This window comes from Pseudomonas sp. YA1, assembly GCF_058680555.1.
On sequence record NZ_JBZWBG010000008.1, the window covers coordinates 52518 to 65470 of the forward strand.

Sequence of the window (12953 nt, forward strand, 5' to 3'; positions counted from 1 at the left end):
CTCGTCACCGGAGAGCCTGAACATGAGCAATACCGAAGAGCGTTGCGACCTGTCCTCCTCGCGGGACTGTCCGGAACGCCACGAACACCTGCTGCAACGGGTCACCGCGCGTGCCGCGGAAATCGGCGGCGGGATCACCGTCAGTCGGCTGATGCCGTCGCGCCAGCGGCGGATGATCGGTGCCTGGTGCTTCCTCGACCATGCCGGTCCCGCCGAATTCGAACCTGGCGGCGGCCTGGCCGTGGGCCCGCACCCGCACATCGGCCTGCAGACCTTCACCTGGATGATCCAGGGCGAGGCGTTGCACCGCGACAGCCTGGGCAACGTCCAGGTGATCCGCCCCGGCCAGGTCAACCTGATGACCGCCGGCCATGGCATCGCCCACACCGAGGAGTCGCTGCCCGACGAGCGCCACGCCCACGCCGCGCAGTTGTGGATCGCGCTGCCCTACGAGCAGCGCGACATCGCCCCGGCCTTCGACCATCATCCCGACCTGCCGCGCTGGCAGGAGCAGGGGGTCACCTTCACCCTGCTGGCCGGCGCTCTGGACGGGCGGCAGGCGCCGTGCCGGCTTTACTCGCCGCTGCTCGGCGCCGACCTGGCCTGCGACGATGCCTCGACCCTGCAACTGGCGCTCGACCCGCACTTCGAGTACGGCCTGCTGCCGCTGGAAGGCGGGTTGGAAGTGGGCGGCGAGCATTTCGCGGTGAACGAACTGGCCTACCTGGGCGACGGCCGCGACGGCCTGCAACTGCAACTCGATCCAGGCGCGCGGGTACTGTTACTGGGCGGCGCACCGTTCGGCGCGGAGATCTTCATGTGGTGGAACTTCGTCGGCCACAGCAAGGGTGAGATCGCCCGGGCGCAGAAGGCCTGGGAGGAGGGGGATGCCCGCTTCGGCCGGCTCGACGCCCTGGAAGGGCCGCGCTTGAGCGCTCCGCCGATTCCCTGGAAGATCGACGCCGAGTGAGGTCGATGTGCCGCCGGGGGCCCCGGCGGCGTCCTCGAATGCCTGTCGGCGATCGTTGTGGACCTGCGGTCTGGCGATTCGCCGGCAGCGGGAAAACTTTCTGCACCCATCGCCGGTCAGAACTCGCCTATCGCATGCACCGAACAGGAAGTGAGCCACATGCAATTCGAACACCTGGTCCAGGTCAACGACCGGACACTTGTCGACCTGCCGGTCCTCGACCGGCTGCAACTCTGGGAAGGCCTGGTCTGCCGTGCGCGCGAGCCACAGTATTTCGTCGTCGGCCTGGAGCGTTTCGAGATCCTCGTCGATGACGGCGACCGCCTGCACCGGCGCCTGTACCTGCCGGGTCTGGTAGTCGAGGACGAAGTCGTGCTGAAGGCGCCGGACAGTGCCCACTACAGCATCAAGCCGAGCGCCGAGGTGGCCGGCGGCAGCCTCGACATGACCATCGAGGAGCCGGAGCCCGGCTCGCTGTTCGTGCGTTTCGCCTACTGCACCCGCTACCTGCAGCCGCTGGGCGACGAACTGCCCTACGACGCCTTCGTCAAGCAGGCCTATATCGCCATGGATGTGGAGACCATCGCCACCATCCGCGACCGGTTCGGCGCCAGCGCCGCCAGCGGGAGTTGAGCGTGGAACACGGAAGCAGTTTTCTCCAGTCCGGCGTGGTCTTCCTGATCGCGGCGGTGTTCATGGTGCCGCTGGCCAAGCGCCTGCAACTGGGCGCGGTGCTCGGCTACCTGCTGGCCGGCGTGCTGATCGGTCCCAGCGTGCTGGGCCTGGTGGACAACCCGGAAAGCGTCGCGCAGATCTCCGAGATGGGCGTGGTATTGCTGCTGTTCATCATCGGCCTGGAGCTGTCGCCGCGGCGCCTGTGGGTGATGCGCAAGTCGGTGTTCGGCGTCGGCCTGCTGCAGGTGCTGCTGACCGGCGTGGTGATCGGCACCGTGGCCCTGGTCGGCTTCGACCAACCGGTGAACAGCGCGGTGGTGCTCGGCCTGGGCCTGGCGCTGTCGTCCACCGCCTTCGGCCTGCAGATCCTCGCCGAGCGCAAGGAACTGACCCAGCCCCATGGCCGCCTGGCCTTCGCCATCCTGCTGTTCCAGGACATCGCGGCGATCCCGCTGATCGCCATGATCCCGCTGCTCAGCGGTGCGCACAGCGACGCCGGCGGCAGCGAACTGACCCAGACCCTCAAGGTAGTCGGCAGCATCGCCGCGGTGGTGGTCGGTGGCCGCTACCTGCTGCGCCCGGTGTTCCGCATCGTCGCCCAGACCAAGCTGCAGGACATGTCCACCGCCACCGCGCTGCTGGTGGTGATGGGCACCGCGCTGCTGATGGAGCTGGCCGGCGTGTCCATGGCCCTCGGTGCCTTCCTCGCCGGCCTGCTGCTGGCCGACTCGGAGTACCGCCACGAACTGGAGGCGCAGATCGAGCCGTTCAAGGGCCTGTTGCTCGGCCTGTTCTTCATCAGCGTGGGGATGAGCGCGGACATCAGCCTGCTGCTCAAGTCGCCGTGGATGGTGCTCGGCCTGACCGTGCTGCTGATCGCCCTGAAGGCGCCGGTGCTGTACTTCGTCGGACGCATTTCCGGCGGCCTCGACAAGGCCTCGGCGCTGCGCCTGGGCGTGGTCCTGGCGGCCGGCGGCGAGTTCGCCTTCGTCGTGTTCAAGATGGCCCGCGACCAGGGCCTGTTCCAGAACGACCTGCACAACCTGCTGGTGCTTTCCATCACCCTGTCGATGGCCCTGACCCCGTTGCTGGTACTCGGCCTCGCGCGCCTGCTGGCGAAGGAGCCGGAGGCGACGAAGCCGCCGCCGGAAATGGAACGCATCGACAACGACGACACCCCGCGCGTGGTGATCGCCGGGGTCGGCCGCATGGGCCAGATCGTCGCTCGCGTGCTGCGCGCCCAGCGCGTGCCGTTCATCGCCCTGGACACCTCGGTGGAGACCATCGAGCTGACCCGTACCCTCGGCGCGATCCCGATCTTCTACGGCGACCCGATGCGCCCGGAGATCCTTCGCGCGGCCCAGGTAGAGAAGGCCGAGTTCTTCGTCATCGCCACCGATGACCCGGAGACCAACATCGAGACGGCCAAGCGCGTGCGCAAGCTGTATCCGCACCTGAAGATCATCGCCCGCGCGCGTAACCGCCAGCACGTCCACCTGCTGCTCGACGCCGGGGTCGAGCCGGTGCGCGAGACCTTCTTCTCCAGCCTGGAGATGAGCCGCATGGTGCTCTGCGGCCTGGGTCTGAGCGAGGAACAGGCGGACGCGCGGATCCGTCGTTTCCGTCGGCACGACGAAGAGGTCCTGGCCTCCCAGCACCTGTTCTACAACGACCGCGACGCGCTGATCAAAAGCGCTCGCGAGGCGCGGGTCGAGCTGGAGACGCTGTTCCAGACCGACCAGTTGGAAGACCGTGGCGCAGTAGCGGCGGAGACCCCGGAGAAACCTTCCCGCGCGTCCTAGCGCCCGACCCATGCCGGTACGCCGGCATGGGTGATTCCCACGCCTGGGTCCATACTTTGCGGATATCGCAGTACGAAGGTTGGGATACCCGCGCGGCATCCCCTCTGTAGGGTGGAGGGCATCAGCCCAGCAGACGGCTGGACGCTTCCGCCGATCGAGGAACCTTATGCCTGTCGAACACCTGGACGTACTCATCGTCGGCGCCGGATTGTCCGGCGTCGGCGCCGCCTACCACCTGATGAAGCATTGCCCCGGCAAGAGCTTCGCCCTGCTCGAAGGGCGCGCGGCGATGGGCGGTACCTGGGACCTGTTCCGCTACCCCGGCATCCGTTCCGACTCGGACATGTTCACCCTCGGCTACAACTTCAAGCCATGGAGCGATCCCAAGGCCATCGCCGACGGTCCGTCGATCCGCCGCTACATCGAGGAGACCGCGCGGGAGAACGGCATCGACCGGAAGATCCGCTACCGCCACCGGGTGCTCAGGGCCGACTGGGACTCCGCCAATGCGCGCTGGAACCTCGACGTGCAACGCGGCGACGAGCCCGAGCCGCTGCGCATGACCGCGCAGTTCCTGCTGATGTGCACCGGCTACTACCGCTACGAGGCCGGCTATACCCCGGAATTCGTCGGTCGCGAGGACTTCGCCGGGCAGGTCGTCCATCCGCAGCTGTGGCCCGAGGACCTCGACTACAGCGGCAAGAAGGTGGTGGTGATCGGCAGCGGCGCGACCGCCGTGACCCTGGTGCCGTCGCTGACCGACAAGGCCGCCCACGTCACCATGCTGCAGCGCTCGCCGTCCTACGTGATCACCCTGCCGCAGAAGGACGCGATCTCCAATTTCCTCCGCCGCTTCCTTCCGGAAACCTGGATCTACCGCCAGGCGCGGGCGCGCAACGTGGCCATGCAGATGGTCTTCTTCATGCTCGCCAGGACCTTCCCCGGCCTGGTCCGCAAGGTCCTGCTCAAGCTGGCCAGCCTGCAACTGGGCAAGCGCTTCGACATGCGTCACTTCAGCCCGCGCTACAAGCCGTGGGACGAGCGGGTCTGCGCGGTGCCGGACGGCGACCTGTTCAAGGTGCTGCGCCAGGGCAAGGCGTCGGTGGTCACCGAGCACATCGACCGCTTCGTCGAGCGGGGCATTCGCCTGAAGACCGGCGAGGTGCTGGAGGCGGACATCATCGTCACCGCCACCGGTCTCGACCTGGTGATGTTCGGCGGCGCCGAGCTGGCGGTCGACGGCAAGCCGTTCCAGGTCAACCAGAGCATGGGCTACCGCGGCATCATGCTGCGCGACCTGCCGAACCTGGCGGCGGTGGTCGGCTATACCAACGCCAGCTGGACGCTCAAGGCGGACCTCTCCAGCGAATACTTCTGCCGCCTGATCAATCACATGGACGCCACCGGCATGCGCCAGGTGACCGCCCGCGACAGCACCGGCGACGTGCGCGAGGAGCCCTTCCTCAACCTCGACTCCGGCTACATCCAGCGCGCCGCCGAGCGCATGCCCAAGCAGGGCGACCGGATGCCCTGGAAGCTTTACCAGAACTACGTCCTCGACCTGGCGCTGCTGCGCTACGGCAAGGTCGAGGACGGCTACCTGGTGTTCTCCTCGCCGGCGCCGCAGCGGCAAGCCGGCGGCGCGGCGGTGCAGGCCCTGGGCTGAACCCGGCGGGCACCGCTCAGGCGTTCGCCGCGACCTGCCCGTAGGCCTTGCGCCAGGCGTCCAGGCCGCCGGCCAGCGCCCAGGTGCGGGTGAAGCCGGAGGCGTTGAGGCGCTGGGCGAGCATCGCGGCGGAAAGTTCGTGGGGACAGGCGCAATAGATGACGATGCTGGCGTCCCTGAGGTCGCCGGGCAGGTCCTTCAGCGACACGTTCAGCTCCACCGGGATGGCTCCCGGAATGCCGCTCGGCTCGTCTTCGTGATGGGCGCGGACATCGAGGATCACCGGCAATTGCCCCTGTTCGCGAAGGCTTTCCAGTTCCTCCACGCTGATTCGCGGAATCCGCCGGCTGCGCGACAGCAGGCGCTGGCGTTGCCAGAGCTTCCAGGCGATGAAGGCGGCGAAGGCGCCGGCGATCAGCAGCGCGCCGATGGCCGCGTAGTCGCTGAGCAGGGCCAGCAGGTGGTCCACCGCATCGCTGAAGATCACCCCCAGCAGCAGCGCGGAACCGGCCCAGAGTGCCGAGCCGGCGGCGTCGTAGGCGAGGAAGCGGCGCAGGCGGGTGCGGGTCATGCCGGCCAGGGTGGTGGACAACGCACTGGCGCCGGGCAGGAACTTCGACATCAGCAGCGCCCTCGGACCGACCCGCAGGTACATGTTCTGGCTCTGGCGGATGCAACTGTCCTGGGACAGCGAGACCTTGCAGATGCTGCGCAGGAGGAAGCCGCCGTAGCGGCGCCCGGCCAGGTACCAGGCGACGTCCGCCAGCAGGCAGGCGAGCACCACCACCAGCAGCACCACGCCCAGCGGCGCGCCGACGCCCTGCATGGCCAGCGCGCCGGCGACGATCAGCGCCGGGTAGGCGGGGATCGGCAGCCCGGCCTGTTCGCAGAGCACGTTGAGGAACAGCAGGAGCAGCCCGTGGTTCTCCAGCAGGGGTTGCAGTTCACGCATGGCGGAGCCTCTCGAATTCTTCTGCGGGTAGTGTGAGCGCGAAGCGTGAAGCTGGGAAGAACCAAGTCGGCAGGGCCGGAGGCGTTGCGGCGGATAACGCCGCTGCGTCGAGAGAGGCGGCCCTGGGCTGGGGCGAAACGAAAGCAGCCCCTCGCCCGTGGGGGGCGAGGGGCTGTCGGGTCAGGCCACTTCCACCAGCAGCACTTCGCTGTCTTCCAGGGCCGTGACCTTCAGGGTCGGTTCGTCGCGTACCGCCAGGCCATCGCGGGCCTCGGCGCGCACGCCGTTGACCTCGATGCTGCCGGTGGCCGGCACCAGGTAGGCGCGGCGACCGTTTTCCAGGGCGTACTCGGCGCTCTGGCCGGCCTTCAGGGTCACCGCGGCGACCTCGGCGTCGGCGCGGATGTGCAGCGCTTCGCTGTCCTGCTCGTCGCCGCTGGCGAGAGTGACGAAACGACCGTCGCGCTCGGCCTTCGGGAACGGTTTGGAGCCCCAGCGCGGCTGGTCGCCGCGGCGGTCCGGGATGATCCAGATCTGGAAGATCCGGGTGGTCTCGGCTTCCAGGTTGTACTCCGAATGGACGATGCCGGTGCCGGCGCTCATCACCTGCACGTCGCCGGCCTCGGTGCGGCCCTTGTTGCCCAGGCTGTCCTGGTGGGTGATCGCGCCTTCGCGGACATAGGTGATGATCTCCATGTCGCGGTGCGGGTGCGGCGGGAAGCCGCTGCCGGCGGCGATCTCGTCATCGTTCCAGACCCGCAGGCGGCCCCAGTCCTCGCGCTCCGGGTCATAGTAGTCGGCGAAGGAAAAATGATGACGCGCGTTCAGCCAGCCGTGGTCGGCATGGCCCAGACGGTCGAAGGGACGACGTTCGATCATGATCGGATCTCCATTGGGCCCGTCGCCGCTCGTTTGCGCGAGGGGGCGGGCGGTTGATGGGGTCATCATCCGTCAGATCGTTACGATAAAAAAGTGCGTATTTTCGGATTTATCTATCTAATTATTAGATTCGATAAGGGCGCGAAGGAAGCGCGGGTCCGCCAGTGCGGCGAGGTGCCCGCCCGGGTATTCCCGCACCCGAGCGTCCAGGCGACGGGCGAAGGAACGTTGCAGCGACGGCGGGCTGAGCCGGTCGGCGGCCGCCACCACGTAGGTGACCGGGCAGGCTGGACGAACCTGCCGCGGTGGGTCGACCAGCAATTGCGCGGGTTCGCTGGCGCTGGTCGGCACCTCGGCGCCGAGCAGTTCGAGGAAGCCGGCGCGGTCTTCCAGGCGGACCCGCCCTCCGAGCGGGTCGAGGCGGCATAGCCCGAGGAGATTGTCCTGGCCGCTGTCCTGGTAGCTTTCCAGCGCGCCGCCGCCCTCGCTGACCAGCGCGCTGAACAGGTACAGGTGCGCGGCGCGCTCGCCCAGGCGGGCCGCCAGGCATTGCGCCAGGTAGCCGCCGAAGCTGTGGCCGCAGAGTATCACCCGCTCCTCGCCGGCCAGCGTGGCGGCGGCCTGGTCCAGCCAATGCGCCAGGTCGCATCCGGGTGCGTCGCGCAGATGGTCGCAGCTTCGCCAGCCGGCGCCTTCCACGGACCAGGCGGAGCGGCGCAGGAAAAATCCCGAGACCAGCAGCGCGCCGCTCATCCGCCGGCCCGCTCGGCCTGGCGCAGGCCGACCGCGCCGACCTGCAGCAGCATGATCACCCCGCACAGCGCGGCCAGGCCGAGGTACAGCGCCTGGCTGCCGGCATGGTCGAGCATGATCCCGCCGTACAGCGGCGCCAGCGCGGTGCCGAGGCTGTAGAGATTGGCCGCGCCGAAATAGCTGCCGCGGAGGTCGTCGGGGGTCAGTTGGTCGACCTCCACGCTGAAGGTCGGGAACACGATCAGTTCGCCGAGGCTGAGCACCACCGTGGCCAGCGCCAGGCCGGCGAACAGGGTCACCGGGGTCCAGGCGAAGCCTAGCTGGGCCAGGAGCATGAGCAGCATGCCGAGCATCAGGCGGCCGCCGGTGCCGGTGTTTTCCAGCAGGCGGAGGAGGGGAAACTGGGCGACCACTATGGTCAGCGCGTTGATGGTCACCAGCAGGGCGATGCTGTTGACCACGTCGGGCAAACCGCTGCGGGTGAGGTACTGCACGAGGGTCGAATCGAAGGTGGCGTAGATCAGCGCGGCCAGCATGTTGCACAGCAACAGCAGGGTGAAGGCGCGATGCCGGGCCATGCTCAGGCAGGCTTCGAGGAACCCCGTCGAGGATCGCGGGGCAAGGCTGCGCCGCTTCAGTTCGAGGTGGTGCAGCAGGCGCCAGAGCAGCAGGCCGTAGCAGAAGTAGACCAGCGCGGTGACCAGGAAGGTGCCGGCCTGGGCGGCGACGCCGAGGGTCAGGCCGATCAGCGGGCCGAGGGCGGCGCCCAGGTTGATCAGGAAGTACCGGCAGTAGAGCGCCAGTTCCCGCGAGCGGCGATCCTCGACGCGGTCGCCGATCAGCGCCTTGCAACTGGATTCGAGCAGGGCGCAGCCGATGCTCACCCCGGAGATCGCCAGTCCGTAGGACAGCGGCTGGCCGCTGAAGCCCAGCAGCACGAAGGAAAGCCCGCTGAGGCTGGTGCCGAAGAAGATCAGGCGCTTGCGCCCGAAACGGTCCGACAGCCAGCCGGTATAGATGCCGCTGAGCGCGCCGCAGACGGTCGCCAGCGCCAGCAGCAGGCCGATGGCACTGGCGGACAGCCGGAACTCGCGCCACAGCAGCAATGCCAGGAACGGCCAGACCATGAAGTAGGCGCCGCGGGTCAGCAGCGTACCGACGAGCATCACGTGGATTTCCGTCGGCAGGGCGCGGAAGCGTTGTACGCTGAAGGTGTTGTCGCTCACGGGCGGGGCTCCTGGGCGAGGGGACGGATGCCGCCGCGCAGGCTGCCGGCGGCTACCTGGTGGAACAGCGGCAGGAAGCTTTCCGGCAGTTCGCGGGTGAATTCGCTGCTCAGCCAGCAGCGCAGCAGGCAGCGGCGCTGCTGCTCGTCGTCGCTGAACTCGGTGCGCGCGTGCAGGGTGGTGTGGTTGTTCACCAGCACCAGCATGCCCTTGCTGAAGTCCAGTTCGGCATAGCCGTCGGCGCGTTCGATCGCCTCGTCCAGCGCGTCGAGCATGCTTCGCACCTGCGGGGCGAGGCTTAGCCCGTGGCGCGTCACCGATTCGTTGAACTTGCGGATATAGCGCAAGACGAAGGTCCGTGGGTTTTCCGTGAGCAGTGGCACCAGCGCGTAGTCGGCGTCGCCTTCGTCGCGCAGGTCGTGGGGGATCGGCTGGCCGAGCAGGGGCAGCCAGGCCGGATTGGCGGCTTCCAGGGTGGCGAGGACGTCGGCCGAGGAACGGATGCGGAAGGCGCCGCCCCGACGCGCCGGCGACCAGCAGGCGAGCACGGTGAGGTCGGCGCGATCGGAGTGGAAGGCCAGTTCCTGACTGGTCAGGTGGCCGCGCTGCGGCGCGTCGCGGGCGTCGCGCAGGCCGAGGTCGCGCACTTCCTTGAGGTACTCGCCGTTGCGGTTGATCGCCACGGTGCGTCCCAGCCATTGGCAGAATGCGCGGAACACCCGCTGGAATTCGTCCTCGGCGAGTCCGCGCAGCAGCGCGGAATCGTGCAGCAGCACGCCGCTGCCATGCTCCAGTTCGTGATGCAGGCGCTGGCGCAGGAGAGCCTCCGCGCTATCCGCGGGACGCCGCTCCAGCAGGCGCGCGAACAGCGTTTCCAGGCCGGCGGCGAAAGCGGCCGAAGCGCAGAACACCGCGTTGCCCCGCCAGGGCGCGGGGCGACGATGGATGGTTGTCATAGCGAGGCTCCGTATTCCTGCTGCCAGAGCGACAGGGTGGTGAGGGTGAACAACTGGTCGCCGGGCAGCGCCGCGACGCTCGGTGCGTCCAGGCCTTCCAGGCCGAGGTCGTGGAGCGCCGGCAGGCGTTCGGCGAGGTGCCGGCGCATTTCCCCGAGGGCCTGCGGCCACCGTTCGAACGGCAGGCGGAAATGCCGTTTCGGCTGCGCCTGCCAGCGTTTCTCGCGCTGCTCCAGGAGCGCCACCAGCGGTGCCTTGGCGGTGTCGCCGACGATCCGCTGGAGGCGCCCGGCGCGCTGCGCCAGGGCGCCATGCAGGTAGGGGGTGCGCGCTTCGATGGTGCGCGACATCAGCAGATGGTCGGCGCGTCGCAGCAGCGGCTCCAGCGAGTAGTGCAGGTCGAACTGGCCGATCGCCGCCTCGAGGCCCTGGCCGAGGGCCTCGTGGGCGAGTTCCTCGATCCGCTCGGCGACCCGTCGGCCCGCCGGCTCCGCCAGCAGCGCGGCCTTGCGCCGGTACTCGCCGAACCAGGCGGCGGCGAAGCGCCGCGGTTCCGGTGCGTCGCGCCGGCGCCAGAGTTCGAGATGGCGCGGGTAGCCCCAGAACAGTTCGTCGGCGCCTTCGCCGAGAAGCACGCAGTGATAGCCCTGCTCGCCGATACCGTCGGCCAGGCGCTGGTACATCAGTAGGCTGGACATCCGTGTCGCCCCGCCGAAGTTGCCGACCGCGCGACGCAGCAGCGGCATGAAGGCTTCCTGGCGCAGCTCGAAGCGTTGCAGCCGAGGGTGTGGCAGCAGGCTTTCCTCGTCGCCTTCCAGGCACAGGTGGAAGCGTTGCAACTGCGGGTCCAGGTAGCTGCCGAGCAGGTTGGAATCGACCCCGCCGCTGACCAGCAGGGCGCAGGGGCGGAAGGTCTGGCGGCAGCGTTCGAGGGTTTCGCCGAGCTGCTCGTCGAGGCTGTCCGCCTCGCTGGCCGGGGCGGTGGCCAGCCGCTGGCGCTGGCAGAGGCGCGGACGCTCCTGGGAGAGATCGAAGCGCAACACCTCGCCGGGCAGCAGCAGACGGACCTGCTGGAACAGGGTCTGGCCTTCCAGCGGCACGCCGGCGGCGACCACCTGGGCGATCGCCTCGGCGTCGGCGCGGGCGCCGCCGAGCAGGTGCAGCAGCGCCCGCGGCTCGGAGGCGAAGGCCAGCAGGCCGCGCTCGGGCTGGTAGCTGTAGTACAGCGGCTTGATGCCGAACTCGTCGCGCAGCAGGGTCAATTGCCGGGTCTGCGGGTCCCAGCTGGCGAGGGCGTACATGCCGTCCGGCAGTACCCCGCGCTGCAAGCCGTCGAGCAGCAGGCGGATCTCGCCATGGATTTCGCAGCCGGCCTGGTAGACCTCGCCGTTGTAGGCGACCCGCCGCTGGCCCTCCTGCGGCGGCAGCGGTACCGCCGCGGCGCCGGACATCGGCAGGCGGGTCATGCCGATGGCGCCGTTCGGCAGGGCCGCGATGCCCTCGCCGAACGGACCCCGATGGGCCAGCAGGCGTAGCGCTCCGGCGAAGCGCGAGACACTGAAACCGGTGCCGACGTAACCGAGGATGCCGCACATCACGAGGCTTCCCGTTGCAGCAGGGCGGCGAGCGCACGGCGGTCGTGCTTGCCGGCGCCGTTCAGCGGCAGGGCCTGGTGCGACAGCACCACGCGCTGTGGCGCGCGGAGGGTGCCGAGCTGCTGCTGGAGCCAGGGCAGGAAGGCGAACTCGACCTGCGGCGCGGTGTGGATCACGGCGACATAGTCTTCGCCATAGAGCGGGCAGTCGACCTTCAGGCAGCAGACGTCGATCACCTCGTCCAGGCCGTTGAGCGCCCGTTCGCATTCATTCAGGTGGAACAGGTTGCCGCCCTTGTTGATGGTGCCGTCGCAACGGCCGAGGACGTGCACGCAGCGGTCCTCGTCGAAGTAGGCGAGGTCCTGGGTGTTCAGCCAGCCGTCCTCGAGCACCTGGGCGGTCAGGTCGGGGCGGTTGACGTAGCCGGAGAACAGGCTCGGCGTGCGCACCCACAGGCGCCCGCGTTCGCCGCTGCCCTCCAGCGGGCGGCCGTCGGGGTCGGTCAGCTTGAGTTCCAGGCCGACGGCCGGTCCCACCGAGTTGTCGAACGCGTCGCCGCGACGCTTGCCGAAGAGGAAGGCGAAGCCGCACTCGCTGAGGCCGTAGATGTTCGCCAGCGCCGCGTAGTCGCGCTGGAAGGCCGCCTGCAGGTCGGCGTCCAGGCGCGCCGAGCCGGCGACGCAGAGCAGGCGCTGCAACGGCAAGCGGCGCGGCGGCGGGGAGCCTTCCTTGACCATGTGGTTGACCACCGGCGGCACCAGGTAGAGGAAACTGATGCCGAAGCGTTCCACGTATTCCCAGAAGCCTTCGCTGTCGGCCCAGCAGTGCAGCGGCAGGAGCACCGCGCTGCCGCCGTACAGCAGCGGGAAGAGGAAATTGATGCCGAGGATGCCCAGGCCGCTGATCCGGTAGAAGCAACCGGAGCGCGTGTGCTCGCCGATGCCCAGGCAGTCGCGGCCGATGCGGTAGGCATGGAGCATGGCCTGCTGGCTGAGTTCGATGCCTTTCGGCTGGCCGGTGGTGCCCGAGGTGAACAGGATCATGTGGCTGTGCGCGGCGCGGTCGAGCCGGCGCGTCGCGCGGCGCTCGAAGTCCAGCGCCAGGCGCAGCCCGGCCAGCGCGCCCTCGAGCGGATGTTCGCTGGCCAGCGCTTCCAGGCGCATCTCGTCGACGATGGCCTGCTTCGCGGCCTCCCCCCACTCGGGATCGATCAGCACCAGATGCTTGCCCGCGCGCATGACCGCATAGATCAGGCAGAGGTTGCGGTAGCTGTTGTCGAGCAGCACGCCGACACTGCGGCAGGCATGCGCGGCGATCTGCTCGGCGAGGGCATCGACCTGGCGGTCGGCGTCGCCCCAGGTGTATTCCAGCGGGCGCTCCGGCTCGCGGGCGTCGATCAGGAACGGCCGCCGCGGGTCGGCGCTGCCGAGATGGCGGAGGGTGCTGTCGAGCGATACGGGTACGGGGAGGCTGCTCATG

At 68.8% G+C, this 12953-nt stretch carries 11 protein-coding genes; 4 read left to right on the forward strand and 7 right to left on the reverse strand.

What is annotated here, in order from left to right; all coding sequences use genetic code 11:
* The first annotated feature begins 22 nt into the window (after positions 1-22).
* The 4 genes from AC4OR5_RS12885 (at position 23) to AC4OR5_RS12900 (ending at position 5113) form a co-directional block, all read left to right on the forward strand.
* Positions 23-970 (forward strand): pirin family protein, encoded by a 948-nt coding sequence (locus tag AC4OR5_RS12885; RefSeq protein WP_003120552.1) that lies wholly within the window; start codon positions 23-25, stop codon positions 968-970.
* A gap of 159 nt (positions 971-1129) precedes the next feature.
* Positions 1130-1603 (forward strand): SRPBCC family protein, encoded by a 474-nt coding sequence (locus AC4OR5_RS12890; RefSeq protein ID WP_003082488.1) that lies wholly within the window; start codon positions 1130-1132, stop codon positions 1601-1603.
* 2 nt (positions 1604-1605) lie between these two features.
* Positions 1606-3447, forward strand: coding sequence for a glutathione-regulated potassium-efflux system protein KefB (gene kefB / locus AC4OR5_RS12895; protein WP_003086638.1), 1842 nt, complete (start codon positions 1606-1608; stop codon positions 3445-3447).
* A gap of 166 nt (positions 3448-3613) precedes the next feature.
* Positions 3614-5113, forward strand: a complete 1500-nt coding sequence (locus AC4OR5_RS12900) for a flavin-containing monooxygenase (protein ID WP_031693391.1) — start codon at positions 3614-3616, stop codon at positions 5111-5113.
* Positions 5114-5129: 16 nt separating this feature from the next.
* Here AC4OR5_RS12900 and AC4OR5_RS12905 read toward each other — a convergent pair whose 3' ends face one another.
* The 7 genes from AC4OR5_RS12905 to AC4OR5_RS12935 form a co-directional block, all read right to left on the reverse strand.
* Positions 5130-6065, reverse strand: a complete 936-nt coding sequence (locus AC4OR5_RS12905) for a DedA family protein/thiosulfate sulfurtransferase GlpE (RefSeq protein ID WP_009315493.1) — start codon at positions 6063-6065, stop codon at positions 5130-5132.
* Positions 6066-6245: 180 nt separating this feature from the next.
* Entirely contained in the window at positions 6246-6944 is a 699-nt protein-coding gene (locus tag AC4OR5_RS12910; protein WP_003133679.1) for a pirin family protein, read from the reverse strand.
* Between the two features lie 117 nt (positions 6945-7061).
* Positions 7062-7697 carry an alpha/beta fold hydrolase gene (locus tag AC4OR5_RS12915; protein ID WP_031693390.1) on the reverse strand — a complete coding sequence of 212 codons (636 nt, stop codon included), beginning with the start codon at positions 7695-7697 and terminating at the stop codon, positions 7062-7064.
* Positions 7694-8923, reverse strand: coding sequence for an MDR family MFS transporter (locus AC4OR5_RS12920; protein WP_003082502.1), 1230 nt, complete (start codon positions 8921-8923; stop codon positions 7694-7696). Before AC4OR5_RS12920 ends, AC4OR5_RS12915 begins: the two co-directional genes overlap by 4 nt.
* Positions 8920-9879, reverse strand: coding sequence for a clavaminate synthase family protein (locus AC4OR5_RS12925; protein WP_058152475.1), 960 nt, complete (start codon positions 9877-9879; stop codon positions 8920-8922). Before AC4OR5_RS12925 ends, AC4OR5_RS12920 begins: the two co-directional genes overlap by 4 nt.
* The gene (locus AC4OR5_RS12930; protein ID WP_003116355.1) at positions 9876-11474 is read right to left on the reverse strand and encodes an asparagine synthetase B family protein; all 1599 of its coding nucleotides are present in this window, start codon (positions 11472-11474) and stop codon (positions 9876-9878) included. Before AC4OR5_RS12930 ends, AC4OR5_RS12925 begins: the two co-directional genes overlap by 4 nt.
* Entirely contained in the window at positions 11474-12952 is a 1479-nt protein-coding gene (locus tag AC4OR5_RS12935) for an ANL family adenylate-forming protein (RefSeq protein WP_003116356.1), read from the reverse strand. The genes AC4OR5_RS12930 and AC4OR5_RS12935 overlap by 1 nt, the downstream gene beginning before the upstream one ends.
* Position 12953: the final 1 nt, after the last annotated feature.

What these genes read in the sequence shown, in the direction of transcription:
- AC4OR5_RS12885 (WP_003120552.1), top strand. Translation starts at nt 23, where the DNA reads ATGAGCAATACCGAAGAGCGTTGCGACCTGTCCTCCTCGCGGGACTGT.
- AC4OR5_RS12890 (WP_003082488.1), top strand. Translation starts at nt 1,130, where the DNA reads ATGCAATTCGAACACCTGGTCCAGGTCAACGACCGGACACTTGTCGAC.
- AC4OR5_RS12900 (WP_031693391.1), top strand. Translation starts at nt 3,614, where the DNA reads ATGCCTGTCGAACACCTGGACGTACTCATCGTCGGCGCCGGATTGTCC.
- AC4OR5_RS12905 (WP_009315493.1), bottom strand. Translation starts at nt 6,065, where the DNA reads ATGCGTGAACTGCAACCCCTGCTGGAGAACCACGGGCTGCTCCTGCTG.
- AC4OR5_RS12910 (WP_003133679.1), bottom strand. Translation starts at nt 6,944, where the DNA reads ATGATCGAACGTCGTCCCTTCGACCGTCTGGGCCATGCCGACCACGGC.
- AC4OR5_RS12915 (WP_031693390.1), bottom strand. Translation starts at nt 7,697, where the DNA reads ATGAGCGGCGCGCTGCTGGTCTCGGGATTTTTCCTGCGCCGCTCCGCC.
- AC4OR5_RS12925 (WP_058152475.1), bottom strand. Translation starts at nt 9,879, where the DNA reads ATGACAACCATCCATCGTCGCCCCGCGCCCTGGCGGGGCAACGCGGTG.
- AC4OR5_RS12930 (WP_003116355.1), bottom strand. Translation starts at nt 11,474, where the DNA reads ATGTGCGGCATCCTCGGTTACGTCGGCACCGGTTTCAGTGTCTCGCGC.
- AC4OR5_RS12935 (WP_003116356.1), bottom strand. Translation starts at nt 12,952, where the DNA reads ATGAGCAGCCTCCCCGTACCCGTATCGCTCGACAGCACCCTCCGCCAT.